Raw genomic sequence first — 12,582 nt, 5'->3', positions numbered from 1 at the left:
GGGTCGGGGCGGGGGCGTCGTCGCCCGTCACCACCGTGAACTCGGCGGTGTGCACCGCGCCGTCGTGCTGGAAGTCCAGGTAGAGCCGGTACGTTCCGGTGGAGGGCACCTCGGCGGCGAAGCTCACCGCCGGGCCGGCCGGCGTTCGCCCGTCCCCGGGTACGCCCTCCGGGTGCACGTGCAGATATGCCAGGTCGCCCTGGCGCAGCGCCACCAGATGCCCGTACGCCCCGAGGTAGGGCTCCAGGTCGGTGACCGGCTGCCCGCCCCGGCTGACGGTGAGGGTCAGCTGGCTGGTCTGCCCGGGTTGCGGCGTACCGGTGAGCGTGACGGTGTAACCGTCGACCGTGGTGCTGGTCGCCGGCGCGGGCAGCGGCCGGTGATCCAGCGTGCCGGGCACGGTCACGTCGACCCCGAGGGTGAGCGGCTCGCCGCCCGACGGGGTGAAGTCGGCGAAGGCCCGCCAGACGCCGGGCCCGCCCAGCGGCGAGTCGACCCGCCAGGTGCCGTCGGAGTCCAGTTCGGGGTGGACGTGGCGGAACCCGGACAGGTCGCGCCGGGCGACGATGAGGTGCATGCGCTTGTCGTGGGCCACGTCGTACCGGGTGACGGGGGCGCCGTCGGGGCCGGTGATCCGGAAGGCGAACTGCCCGGCCGGGGCGACCACGGGTTGCAGGGTGTAGCCCCGGTCGGAGACGAGCAGGCCGCCCGGGAGGTGGGTGGCGGCGACCTGGTCGCCGCCGTCGTGGGGGTCGTCGGAGTGTCGGGTGTCGGTGGATTCGTGGCGCGTGTCGGCGGCCGGTGCGGGGCCGGCCAGGTGGCCGGCCCCGTACGCCGTGCCGAACACCGCCGCGAGGCCGAGGGCGAAGCCGCTCAGTTTCGTCGCCGTGTTCATCGTGTCACCTCGGTTCTCAGCGGTTGGCGAACCGGCTCATGCCTCGACGAGGTCGTATCCGGCCTCGTCGACCGCGGCGCGCACGGACTCGGTGTCCAGCGGGCTCTCGCTGGTGACGGTGACCCGGCCTGCGGCCAGGTCGACCTGGACGTCGGTGACGCCCGGGATCGCGCCCACCTCAGTGCTGACCGAGTTGACGCAGTGCCCGCAGGTCATCCCCTGCACCTGGTATGTGGTGGTGACCATGGCAGCTCTCCTCTCCTGACGCCGATGCTATACCCCCGGGGGGTAGCTCGCCCAGCGACCGTAGCATACCCCTGGGGGGTTAGCTATCCTGGCGGTCATGACCACACCGAGCACCCCGACCCGGGGCTACACCGCCAGCAAGGATCAACTGCTCGCGCGGCTGCGCCGCGTCGAGGGCCAGGTTCGTGGCATTGAGCGGATGGTCGACGAGGACCGCTACTGCATTGACGTGCTGACCCAGATCTCCGCCATCCAGGCCGCACTGGACAAGGTCGCTCTCGGCCTCCTCGACGGGCACGCCCGACACTGCATGCGGGAGGGCGCCGCCGAGGGCCGCGCCGACGAGATGGCCGGCGAGATGATGGCCGCCGTGGGGCGCCTGATGAAGCGCGGCTGACCGCAGCCCCACCCACCCCCGTGGCCCTTGGCCATGGGGATGGCGGCACACGGAGATCCACACCGCCGCTGACGTGATCATCAGCTCGGAGGGGCCGGCGCTGGCCGAGGGCCGGGGCGGTGGGCTGGCAGCCCCGCCCCTCGGCGGCAGGGGTCAGAGCCGAGCGAGGATCTTCTTCATGATGTCGATTTCGGCCCGCTGGCTGGTGCGGATCTGCTGAGCCAGCGCCTTGACCTCGGCGTTCGCCCCCTTGGCGATCTCGTCCTCGGCCATGGTGATCGCGCCCTCGTGGTGCTCGATCATCATGGTGACGAACTTCCGGTCGAACTCCACGCCGGACGCGGCGGCCAGCTCGGTCATATCGACGTCGGACATCATGCCGGGCATGCCGTGGTCGTCTCCGGACCCGTGCCCGCCGGACGGGCTGCCGGACGGCACCGGCCGGCCCCAGGCGGTGAGCCAGGCCGTCATGGTGGCGATCTCCGGAGCCTGGGCAGCCTTGATCTGCGCCGCGAGCCGCTTGACCTCGGCGTCCTGGGCGCGGCTCGCGGCCAGGTCGGACATCTGCACCGCCTGCTGGTGGTGCGGAATCATCATCTGGGCGAACATCACGTCGGCGTCGCCGAACTCGGCAGCGGCGGACGTGTCCGCCGAGCCGCTGCCCGTGGCGGGCGTCTGGTGGCCGGAGCCGGCCTGGTGGTCGCCGTCGCTGCCGCAGGCGACGAGGGCGGCGGCGGCGGTGACGGTCACGCCGGCCAGGGCGGCACGACGCGCGATTCTGGGGATGAACACGATGTGAACCTTTCGGTGTGGAAACGACGCAGCGGACCGGGAACGCGGGCTACCCGCGCCGGGGCCTCCTACCTGCGCAGCACCGACACCGTGACGAGCCGGAGCCCGACGGGCCGGCCCGGGGGCGCACGCGGCCACGTCGGGACGGCGGGCGGCGGCTCCGGTGCGGTTCCGGCCCCACAGCGGCACCGCCACCGTGAGCGCGCCGAGCCAGGCCGAGCAGGGTGGCGGCGAGCAGCAGCAGCCGGGCCCACCGGCCCGTGGTCGCCGCCGTCGCCGTCCGCACCCGACAAAACTAACCGAACCCGCCACCCGTGGAGAGGCGAACCCGCCGCAACAGCTGCGCGTTGAGCGCCACCACGATCGTGGAGGCCGACATCAACACCGCGGCGAGGGCCGGGCTGAGTGTCACCCCGACCCCGGCCAGCACCCCGGCCGCCAACGGCAGCGCCACCACGTTGTAGCCGGCCGCCCAGGCCAGGTTCTGGAGCATCTTCCGGTACGTCGAGCGGGAGAGCCGGAGCACCCCGGCCACGCCGCGCGGGTCGGAGGAGGCCAGTACCACCCCGGCCGACTCGATGGCCACGTCGGTGCCGGCCCCGATCGCGATGCCCACGTCCGCCCGGGCCAGCGCCGGCGCGTCGTTGACCCCGTCACCGACCATGGCCACCCGCAGGCCCCGACGCTGCAACGCGGTCACGGTCCCGTCCTTGTCGGCTGGCAACACCTCGGCGAAGACCTCGTCCACACCGGCACGGAACCCCAGGTCGGCGGCGACCGCCTCGGCCACCGTTCGGGCGTCACCGGTGATCATCGCGATGGTTCGCACCCCCTCGGCGCGCAGCGCGGTGATCGCCTCCCGCGCCTCGGGGCGCACCTCGTCGGCGAGAGCGAGCAGACCGAGTACGGTGTCCGGCAGGCGGACCAGGTGCAGCACGGCCGTCCCGCGCCCCGCCCAGCCCCGGGCCTGCGGGGTCAACTCGTCGGGAAGCGCCAGTCCCCGTTCGCGCAGCAGGGCGGGGCCGCCGACCGCGTACGACGTACCGTCGATCTCCGCCTGGGCGCCCCGGCCCGGCAGCGACCGAAAGCCGCTGGCCGCGATCGGGCCGCCGCGATCGGCGGCAGCCGCCACGATCGCCCGGGCCAGCGGGTGCTCGCTGTCGGCCTCGACCCCGGCGGCGAGCCGCAGCACCTCGTCCTCGCTGATCCCCGGGGCGGCGGCGACGCCGGTGACCACGTGCCGGCCCCGGGTCAGCGTGCCCGTCTTGTCGAACAGCACCGCGTCAACGGTACGCATCCGCTCCAGCGCCAGCCGGTCCCGGACCAGCACCCCGGAACGAGCGGCGAGCCCGGTGGAGAGCGCTACCACCAGCGGGATGGCCAGTCCCAGCGCGTGCGGGCAGGCGATCACCAGCACCGTGACGCTACGCACCACGGCCTCGTCCCGGTCGCCGAGCGCGGTCCAGGCCACCGCGGTCAGCACGGCGCCACCGGTGGCGACGTAGAACAGCAGGGCCGCGAACCGGTCGGCGAGCACCTGGGCCCGCCCGCCGGACTGCTGGGCCTGTGCGACCAGTCGTCGAACCCCGGCCAGGGTGGTCTCATCGCCGACGGCCTCGACGCGGATCCGGACCGCCGAGTCCGTCGCCACCGTGCCGGCCACCACCCGGTCCCCCGGCTCCCGGGTGACCGGCCGGGACTCCCCGGTCACCATCGACTCGTCCAGCTCGGCGGCACCCTCGACGATCCGCCCGTCGGCCGGCACCCGGCCGCCGGGCCGGACCAGCACCACGTCCCCGACGCCCAGTTCGGCGATCGGCACCCGGACGACGGCGCCGTCCGCGCCGACCCGCTCGGCGTCGTCCGGAAGGAGCTCGGCCAACGCGGCGAGCGCCCCCCGGGCCTGGCCGATCGCCTTCATCTCCTGCCAGTGGCCCAGCAGCATGATCGTGACCAGCGCGGCCAGCTCCCACCAGAAGTCCAGGTCGAACGCGCCGAGGCTGGTGGTGAGCGAGGCGGCGTACGCGACGCTGATCGCCATCGCGACCAACAGCATCATTCCGGGGGCTCGGTCGCGTACCTCCCGCACGGCACCGACCAGGAACGGCCAGCCACCCCACCAGAAGACCACCGAGCCGAGCACTGGCCCGACCAGGGACCACCCCGGGAACTCCAGCGAGTAGCCGAACCAGTCCATCACCATGTCGCTGGTGACCACCACCGGGACGGTGAGCGCCAGACAGACCTGGAAGCGGCGGCGAAACATCTCCGGGTCGTGCCCGGCGTGCTTGTCGTGCCCGGCGTGCTTGTCGTGCCCGGCGTGCTTGTCGTGCCCGGCGTCTCGGCCGGCACCGGCTCCGGAATGGTGGCTCATGTCTCCAAAGATGCCGCCTCCGACCGCCCAGGACGGCGCGAACCGGGCGAGTCGACAGGTTGCCTGGCTACCATCTCCGACGATGACTCTGCGCTCACCGCTGCCACACCCCGCCCACCAGCCGGGGGGAGCAGCCATCGTGGCCACCGTGGTTGGGTGAACCGACCGACCGGCTGACACGTACTCCGCCCTGATCGTTGGGAGACTCGCAATGGGCGCCGACCACACCCGTCCCGCTCCGTCCACCCCGCCCCGGGTGCGGCGGATCCTCGTCGCGACGGTGGTCCCACTGTTCGTCGTCACGGTGATCGTCACCCTGGTGCTCTGGCCCCGGAACACACCCGAGCGAAACCCTGGCGAGGAGGCGCCGCGCTACCACGGCACCGTGACGCGGGTGGTGACCGAGCCCTGCCCGGAGATACCGGAGAGCCCGTCCGGGCAGGCGGACGGGCCGTGCGGCACGGTGACCGTCCGGGTCGAGCAGGGGCCGGACGCCGGGCAGCAGGTGGAGACGCCGGTGCCGGCCGGCCCCGGGGCGCCGAAGGTGGGCGTGGGCGACGAGATCATGCTGGTCAAGCTGACCGACCCGGCCGACCCGACGGTCAGCCGCTACGACATCGCCGAGCACCAGCGGGGCAAGCCGCTGGTCTGGCTGGCGGTGCTCTTCGCGGCGGCGATCATCGCGTTCGGGCGGCTGCGTGGGGTGGCGGCACTCGCCGGGCTGGCCGCGAGCTTCGCGATCCTGCTCACCTTCGTCGTGCCTGGCATCTCCGCCGGCGGTTCGCCGCTGCTGATCGCGATCACCGGCTCGGCGCTGATCATGTTCGTGGTGCTGTACCTGACCCACGGGATCACCGCGCAGACGTCGGTGGCGGTCCTCGGCACCCTCGGCAGCCTGGTGCTGACCGGCATCCTCGGCAGCCTGGCCATCGCCGCCACCCACCTGACCGGATTCGGCAACGAGGAGGCCACCACGCTGTCGATGTACCAGCGCGACGTGGACCTGCACGGACTGCTGCTGGCCGGCATCATCATCGGATCGCTCGGCGTGCTCGACGACGTCACGGTCACCCAGGCGGCCACCGTGACCGAACTGGCCAACGCCAACCCGGGGCTGTCCCGGGTGCAGTTGTACCGGTCCGCCACCCGGGTCGGCCGGGCGCACATCGCCTCCACGGTGAACACCATCGTGCTCGCCTACGCCGGTGCGTCGCTGCCGCTGCTGCTCCTGCTCACCGCCGACAGCAGGCCGGTGAGCCAGATCCTCACCAGCGAGTTCCTGACCCAGGAGATCGTCCGCAGCGCTGTGGCGACGTTGGGGCTGATCGCCGCCGTACCCCTGACCACCGGTCTGGCCGCGCTCGTCACCACCGCCGGCCGCGGCCGGGCCGATGACCCGCTGCCACTCGACGACCCGGCACCGAGACCCCGCCCCTCGGTCGACCGGGACGCCGCACTGGAAGCGTTGAGCGGCCCGCGACCGGGCGGACCGTCCACCCCGGCCCCCGCTCGGTGGCCCGAACCGGAAAGGAGCACCGACACCGCATGGTGAAACTCCACAGCGTCAGCGTGGACGACCCAGAACCTGACGACCGCGTCACTCCTCACGCAACGCCACGCCGAATTAACGCATTTAGTCGGGTTCAGGACGTAGCTCACCGGCACAGCTCTCGGGTAACCTCGCTGCCGGTCACCGCCGAAGGCGCGCACCGGCGCCTGCGGTGCCACCGCCCAATCGCCGCACGGCGAGCCGGGGAACCAGGTACCTGGGGTGAAGCCGCGACCGCGGTAGGGACCACTTCCGTCCCGAACCCGTCAGCTAACCCGGTCGGCGGTCGACGGAAGGGAACACTGTGACGGCACCCCTACGCCGCTGGTGGACACCGGTGGCGGCCGTGCTGGCCGCGCTGGCCGTCCTCGCCGGGCCGGTCCCGGCGAACGCCGCCCCCGCGACCCCCTCGGGCCACGAGGAGGGCGAGGAGCCCACGCTGCTCACCGACGTCATCGAGCTGCGCAACCGCGAGTACACCAAGGCGAAGGCACAGCTGGAGAAGTCGAAGAAGCGCCAGCTCCAGCTCGCGTTGGAGGTCAGGCGTGCCGAGGACGAGCTGGAGGCGCTGCGGCCGCAGGTCACCACCATCGCCGCGCAGTCCTACCGGACCGGCCGGATCGGCGCCGTGGCGATGCTGCTGGAGAGCAGCGATCCCGACTCGTTCGTCAAGCGGGCCGCCACCCTCGACGAGCTGAACATGGTCAACGCGCAGAAGCTGGCCGAGGTCACCGCCGCCAAGGACCGCGCCGAGCAGAACAAGCTGGCCCTCGACGCCGAGGTGCGCGAGCAGACCAAGCTGACCAACCAGATGGCCCGTAACAGCAGGGAAGCCGAGAAGGCCCTGGCCCTGGTCGGCGGCCGCGGCTTCACCGGTGGGCTGGTCGACGCGACCTCCCCGGTGGCCCGGATCGGTCCCGGCCGGACGGCCGACGGCGACTGGAGGCCGGAGTCGAAGACCGAGGCCGACCCGACCACCTCCGGCACGATCACCCCGCGCACCCTGCACGCCTACAAAGAGGTACGCCGGGCCGGCTTCAACCGGTTCGCCGGCTGCTTCCGCCCCGGCGGTCCCTTCGAGCACCCGAAGGGGCGGGCCTGCGACTGGTCGTTGCAGAACCGGGGCTTCGCGCCCTGGCACAACGACGACACCCGCAGGTACGGCAACAACCTCACCGCGTTCCTGGTCCGTAACGCCGACCGGCTCGGCATCTACTACGTGATCTGGAACCGGCAGATCTGGTTCCCGGCGACCGGATGGAAGTCCTACAGCGGGCCGTCGGACCACACCGACCACGTGCACATGTCGATGCTCTAGCGACGCCATACGAGGAGGGCGGTTCCCGACCCGGGGACCGCCCTCCTCGTGTCGCGTGGGTTCAGCCGGCGATGACGGCCTCCCGGTCGTGGTCGGTCCGGTCGGTGCCACCTTCGGGGCTGACTCCGGACGGCGGGACGGTGGCTGCGGCGGCCGGCGTCGCGACCACCGTGCGAACCTCACCGGCGGCCAGCCGGTACGACATGCCGACCACCCTGCACCGCCCGGCCGCCACCTCACCGGCCAGCGGGGCGGAACTGTCCAGCAGCGTCTGCACCGTCTGGGCGATGTGGACGTCCACGATGCCGTCGAGGTCCTCGATGCCCGTCGCGGCGGCCCGCCGGAGGCTGGGGGCCACCCCGGCCACCACGGCACCCAGGTGCCCGGGTGGCGTCGCGCCGGTCAGCGCTGCCTCCCGGGCGGCCTGCACCGCTCCGCAGGAGTCGTGGCCGAGCACCACCACCAGCGGGGTGCCGAGGACGGTCACCGCGTACTCCACGCTGCCCAGCACCTCAGGGCCGAGGGTGTGCCCGGCCGTCCGGACCACGAAGAGGTCGCCCAGGCCACGATCGAAGATGATCTCGGCGGCGAGGCGGGAGTCGGAGCAGCCGACGATCACCGCGAAGGGGTGCTGCCCTCCGGCGACGGCGGCCCGGTGCGCGGCGTTCTGGTTGGGGTGGCGCGGGGCGCCGGTGACGAAACGCTGGTTCCCGGCGTGCAGCTCGGCGAGCGCCCGCGTCGGATCCTTGAAGGTCATTGCCTCACCTCGGCTCACGTGGGGGCACTGGTGACACCGGCCGGCGACGCAGGCGGCCTCGCCCCACCGTCACACGCAGCCGAAGGTACGTCAAGATTTACGTGATATGGACTTCTGGCATTCCTGGTCAAGCCGGCCAGCGGCGGGAAGGCCAGGGCCGAAGAACCGACGGGCGGGCCATACGATGACGGGTATGGCGACGACAGCGGAGAACGGGAGCACCCGGAACTGGACGTTCCTCACCAACCACGCGCACGTGCTGCTGTCCATCGCCCGCAACCCCACCGCCCGGCTCCGTGACGTGGCCGACGAGGTGGGCGTCACCGAACGCGCCGCCCAGGCCATCGTCGCCGACCTCGAAGCCGGCGGCTACCTGCGGCGCACCCGCGTCGGGCGACGCAACGAATACACCGTCGATCCCAGCGGCCACTTCCGCCACCCGGCCGAGTCGGACCGCCAGGTCGGCGACCTGCTCGCTCTCTTCACCAGCGAGTCGGCGGACGCCTGACCGGACGCCACGTGCCGGCGACCTGGATCCAGCGAAGGCGGCCCCGTCGCCGCCCGTCACCGCACCCACGCGTCGACGGCGGTAGTCTCACCGCGTGCGCGACAGCTTCCGGCCGGGCGGGACGGTGGTGACCGGAACCGCCGGGCGTCCGACCCGGACGGTCCTCGGTGCGGTGGCGGTGACGCTGCTCGCCACACTCGTCGTACCGCCCGCCCCGGCCGTGGCGGAGCCCTCATGCCCCGCCCCGGCCGGGGGAGCGGCGCCCGCCGAAACGCCGTGGGCGTTGCGCCGGCTCGACCCCGCGTCCGCCTGGCGCATCACCCGGGGCGAAGGGGTCACCGTGGCGGTGATCGACTCCGGCGTCTCACCGACCCATCCGCTCCTGAGGGGACAGGTCCGCGAAGGCCGTGACTTCAACGGCCTGCCGCAGACGCGGGGCCGGTGCGACCTGGCCGGGCACGGCACCATCGTCGCCGGGATCATCGCCGGCCGGGACGACACCGGCAGCGCCTACAGCGGCATCGCGCCGGCCGCGCGGATCCTGCCGGTACGCGTGCTGCCCGACACCCGGCGCACCAGCGACCCCGGCCTGCCCCGGCAGATCGCCGCGGCGATCAGGTGGGCGGCCGACCGGGACGTCGAGGTGATCAACCTGTCCCTGGTCACCATCGATCATCCCGACCTGGCCGACGCCGTCCGGTACGCGCTGGACGCAGGTGTCGTGGTGGTGGCCGCCGCCGGCAACCGGGCACAGGACCAGCGGGACCTGCCGGCGTACCCGGCCGCGTACCCGGGCGTGATCGCCGTCGCTGGGGTCGACCGGGAGGGCGGTCACGTGGGCAGCTCGGTCAGCGGCAACTATGTCGACATCGCCGCGCCGGGGCTGGACATCGTGGGCCCGGCACCAGGCGGGCAGGGCTACCTCGCCGAACCGGAGGGCGGCACCAGCTTCGCCGCCGCGTACGTGTCCGGGGCGGTCGCGCTGCTGCGTTCCGCCCGCCCGGACCTCACCCCCCAGCAGGTGGCGCACCGGCTCACCCGAACGGCCGACAACCCGCCCGAGGGCCACAACCCGCAGCTCGGGTACGGAGTGGTCAACCCGTACCGTGCGCTGACCAGCCTGCTCGGCACCCGGCCCGCCCCGCCGCCCGGCGCGATGCCTTCGCCCGACCCGGCGGAGGACCCGTTGGCCCGGCAGCGCACCGTGGCGTTCTGGGCGGCCGGGGTGAGCGTGCTGCTCGCCGGGGCGCTGCTGCTCGCCCGGCCGGTCCTGGCCCTCGGTCGGCGGCGCGGCTGGCGGCCCGGACGCCGTACCGAGCCCGCGGACGTTTGACCCACGGCGCGCACTGGTCCGGGCGACGACACGGACGGGCGCGCGATGGCGCACACCGCACGCCCTACAGCACTTGAGTACATCCGTGAGTCGGTCGAGTTGGGTCCGGTACGGGGTCACACGGCCTGCTCGCGTGCGTCGCGGTCGGGTGCGGCGGGCACGGTCGCCGTACTTCCTGCGGTACTGCTGGCCTCAGACGAGAGATCAGGCAGGCATGAGCGGTGAAGTCAGTGCTGGTAGTCCAGATTGGAAGCCCCGTCGCTGCGGGTCGGGCAGACCGTCGGTCTGCCCGACCCGTCCGGCCTCAGCGCAGAATGCCAGGGGCGGCGTCGCCGTCGGCGCCCCAGACGTCCTCGTCCTCCTCCAGCCAACTGGTACGCGGAGCCTCCTCCTCGCCGTACCCGGCGCCCTGGCCCGGACCCATGCCGGCCACGCCGCCCCGGCCCGCGCCCGCGGTGGCGCCCCGGATCCCTGCCCCGGCGCCCTTTCCGGCACCGGGACCGCCCCGGCCAGCCGCGCCGCCCATACCGGGGGCCATCGCGCCCAGGCCGTTCATGCCGCCGAGCCGGCCACCGGCACCACGACCCGCGCCCCGACCGCCGGCACCGGCCGCACCGCCCATCATCGGCGGCATGCCGGCGGTGACCGGCTTGCCGAGCGCGCCGCCACCGGGGATCGCGCCGCCGCCCAGGCCACCGCCGCCACCGAGGCCGCCACCCGAGCCGAGGCCGGTGCTGCTGGGCAGGCCGCCGCCCCCACCACCGAAGCCGGTGCTGGGCAGGGTGCCGCCGCCGGCGCCGGCCAGGCCGCTGCCGTACTCGTCACCGAGGCTGCCGCCGCCGGGGGTGCCGATACCGGGGGTGGAGCCACCGCCGCCGTAGCCGCCGGTGCCGGTGGAGAGATCCGGGTGGGCGCCGGACCCGACGCCGGGGCCGCCGGAACCGATGCCGGGAGTCGGGCCGACACCGCCCATACCCGGGCCGCCGCCGAGCCCGCCGGCGGAGGGGCCACCGCCGAGGCCCGGGACGCTCCCCGCGCCGCCACCGCCCCCGCCGGTGTCCAGATCGGGCGTCGTCATGTTCGGGTCTGTCCTGTTGATGTTCTGCACCGCGCCGGGCGTGCGCTCCTCGACGGCCAGGTAGTCGCTGCTGACATCCTGGTAAACCCGCTGGGCATCCTCGGTCTTGTCGTTGAACCAGTCGGCCATGGCGTTGATCGGGTCGGCCCAGCCCAGGAAGTCGGGCTTCACCTTCATCTCGAAGAAGCCGACGCCGATGGTCAGCTTCGCGTTGCGAGCCTCCAGAACGTCGTTCACGCAGCTCGCGGGAATGGGGAAGTTCTGCTGGGCGGTGGTGAGGTCATTGGCCGCCCGCTTCAGCGACTGGACGATGCCGTCGTGCTTCTCGGCGTCCTCGACCACCCCGCCGGTCCGCTTGGCGATGCCCTCGACGTGCCCTTTGAACGACTCGTACGCCGGCCCCTTCCAGGCCGCGCCGAGATCCTTGACGTTCTTCTCCAGGTTCTCCTGCACCGTCCGCAGGTTCTTCAGCAACTGCTCCCAACCGAGAGCGGCGCTGGTGACGTCGCCGGGCCTGCCGTCCACGACGATCTGCTGACACATCTCTTCCCAGCTCGGCATCGCTCATCTCCCCCGGTTCAACCAGCCGTGCCGTTGCCCAGGGCCTGCGCCATCTGGTCGGCGGTCATCTTGTTGGCACCCTCGGCGGTCTCGTAGTCGTCCTTGACCTTCTGAAGCGCCTTCGCGGCGTTCCAGAGATCCTCGGCGAGCCCGCGGAGCGCGGTCTGGGTGCTGTCGTAGAGGCCGGCGTGCCGCCCCGCCAGCGCGTTGGCCCGCTCGAACGAGCCGAGCGGGCTCTTGCCGTCCGCACCGCCGACACCGCCCGCGCCGGACGGGTTGCGCATCCACTGCCGGATGTCTTCCTCCATCCGGTACGACTGGCTGTTGAGGAACTCGGCGTGCTCGTTGAGCCACCGGATGGCGTCGTCGAGGCTGGCGGCGTCCCACTCGGTGGTAGCCCCGGCACCGCCCGGGGCCGGGGTGAGGTGCGTCGGCTTGTGCGCCTTGTTGACGTTGTCGATCTCGTAGCCGTCCAGGTAGACGAACGGCGTGATCGTCGGCGCGACCGGCACGTTCGGCGTGTCGATCTTGAGCTGGTCCGGCTGGCCGGTCCTGTCGTCCGTCATCGCTTCCTCCCCGTCCCCGACAGACTCTTCCGCTTACTGGTGGTGGCCGCGCCGGCCCGGCGGCGGTGGCGGCGTTGCGCCCGGCGGAGGCATCACGCCGGACGGCGGCATCGCCCCATGGAGCGGCGCCACGCCGGACGGCGGCCAGGCGGCCCCGGGCTGTGCCACGCCCGGCACCGTGGCCGGCGGCGGGCCGGGTGGGGTGGCC

Annotated in this window: 12 protein-coding genes and 1 riboswitch; of the genes, 5 read left to right on the top strand and 7 right to left on the bottom strand. The window is 73.1% G+C overall.

Annotated features, from left to right (window positions below; all coding sequences use genetic code 11):
- Positions 1 to 895 (bottom strand): hypothetical protein (locus tag E1193_RS23495; protein ID WP_132185352.1); only part of this gene is annotated, 895 nt, incomplete at its 3' end.
- A gap of 36 nt (positions 896 to 931) precedes the next feature.
- Positions 932 to 1,141, bottom strand: a complete 210-nt coding sequence (locus E1193_RS23490) for a copper ion binding protein (RefSeq protein ID WP_132185351.1) — start codon at positions 1,139 to 1,141, stop codon at positions 932 to 934.
- Positions 1,142 to 1,238: 97 nt separating this feature from the next.
- Here E1193_RS23490 and E1193_RS23485 point away from each other — a divergent pair, with 97 nt between their 5' ends.
- Complete coding sequence (locus E1193_RS23485; RefSeq protein ID WP_132185350.1) at positions 1,239 to 1,538, top strand: metal-sensitive transcriptional regulator; 300 nt, start codon at positions 1,239 to 1,241, stop codon at positions 1,536 to 1,538.
- 153 nt (positions 1,539 to 1,691) lie between these two features.
- On the opposite strand, the gene E1193_RS23480 is transcribed toward E1193_RS23485, so the two are convergent.
- A complete protein-coding gene (locus E1193_RS23480; RefSeq protein ID WP_243707846.1) occupies positions 1,692 to 2,330 on the bottom strand; it encodes a DUF305 domain-containing protein in 639 nt (212 codons plus the stop codon).
- Positions 2,331 to 2,625: 295 nt separating this feature from the next.
- Positions 2,626 to 4,704: a copper-translocating P-type ATPase gene (locus E1193_RS23475; RefSeq protein ID WP_132185349.1), complete on the bottom strand. Its 2,079-nt coding sequence runs from the start codon at positions 4,702 to 4,704 to the stop codon at positions 2,626 to 2,628.
- 211 nt (positions 4,705 to 4,915) lie between these two features.
- On the opposite strand from E1193_RS23475, the gene E1193_RS23470 reads away from it, so the two are divergent.
- Together E1193_RS23470 and E1193_RS23465 are read left to right on the top strand one after the other, a co-directional pair.
- A complete protein-coding gene (locus tag E1193_RS23470; RefSeq protein WP_132185348.1) occupies positions 4,916 to 6,256 on the top strand; it encodes a YibE/F family protein in 1,341 nt (446 codons plus the stop codon).
- A gap of 166 nt (positions 6,257 to 6,422) precedes the next feature.
- A riboswitch (cyclic di-AMP (ydaO/yuaA leader) is annotated at positions 6,423 to 6,553 on the top strand.
- A gap of 4 nt (positions 6,554 to 6,557) precedes the next feature.
- The gene (locus E1193_RS23465) at positions 6,558 to 7,571 is read left to right on the top strand and encodes a hypothetical protein (RefSeq protein WP_132185347.1); all 1,014 of its coding nucleotides are present in this window, start codon (positions 6,558 to 6,560) and stop codon (positions 7,569 to 7,571) included.
- Positions 7,572 to 7,632: 61 nt separating this feature from the next.
- On the opposite strand, the gene E1193_RS23460 is transcribed toward E1193_RS23465, so the two are convergent.
- Positions 7,633 to 8,328 (bottom strand): carbonic anhydrase, encoded by a 696-nt coding sequence (locus E1193_RS23460; RefSeq protein ID WP_132185346.1) that lies wholly within the window; start codon positions 8,326 to 8,328, stop codon positions 7,633 to 7,635.
- A 184-nt stretch (positions 8,329 to 8,512) separates the two neighbouring features.
- Here E1193_RS23460 and E1193_RS23455 point away from each other — a divergent pair, with 184 nt between their 5' ends.
- On the top strand, positions 8,513 to 8,836 hold the full coding sequence (locus tag E1193_RS23455; RefSeq protein ID WP_132185345.1) for a helix-turn-helix domain-containing protein: 324 nt from the start codon (positions 8,513 to 8,515) through the stop codon (positions 8,834 to 8,836).
- A 94-nt stretch (positions 8,837 to 8,930) separates the two neighbouring features.
- Positions 8,931 to 10,169, top strand: a complete 1,239-nt coding sequence (mycP, locus tag E1193_RS23450; protein WP_243707845.1) for a type VII secretion-associated serine protease mycosin — start codon at positions 8,931 to 8,933, stop codon at positions 10,167 to 10,169.
- Positions 10,170 to 10,473: 304 nt separating this feature from the next.
- On the opposite strand, the gene E1193_RS23445 is transcribed toward mycP, so the two are convergent.
- Both E1193_RS23445 and E1193_RS23440 read right to left on the bottom strand, forming a co-directional pair.
- Positions 10,474 to 11,808, bottom strand: coding sequence for a hypothetical protein (locus tag E1193_RS23445; protein WP_132185344.1), 1,335 nt, complete (start codon positions 11,806 to 11,808; stop codon positions 10,474 to 10,476).
- Positions 11,809 to 11,825: 17 nt separating this feature from the next.
- Positions 11,826 to 12,374: a hypothetical protein gene (locus tag E1193_RS23440; protein ID WP_132185343.1), complete on the bottom strand. Its 549-nt coding sequence runs from the start codon at positions 12,372 to 12,374 to the stop codon at positions 11,826 to 11,828.
- Positions 12,375 to 12,582: the final 208 nt, after the last annotated feature.

The organism is Micromonospora sp. KC606, from assembly GCF_004348675.1.
Classification (GTDB): Bacteria; Actinomycetota; Actinomycetes; order Mycobacteriales; family Micromonosporaceae; genus Micromonospora.
This window is presented reverse-complemented; position numbering and strand designations above follow the sequence as displayed.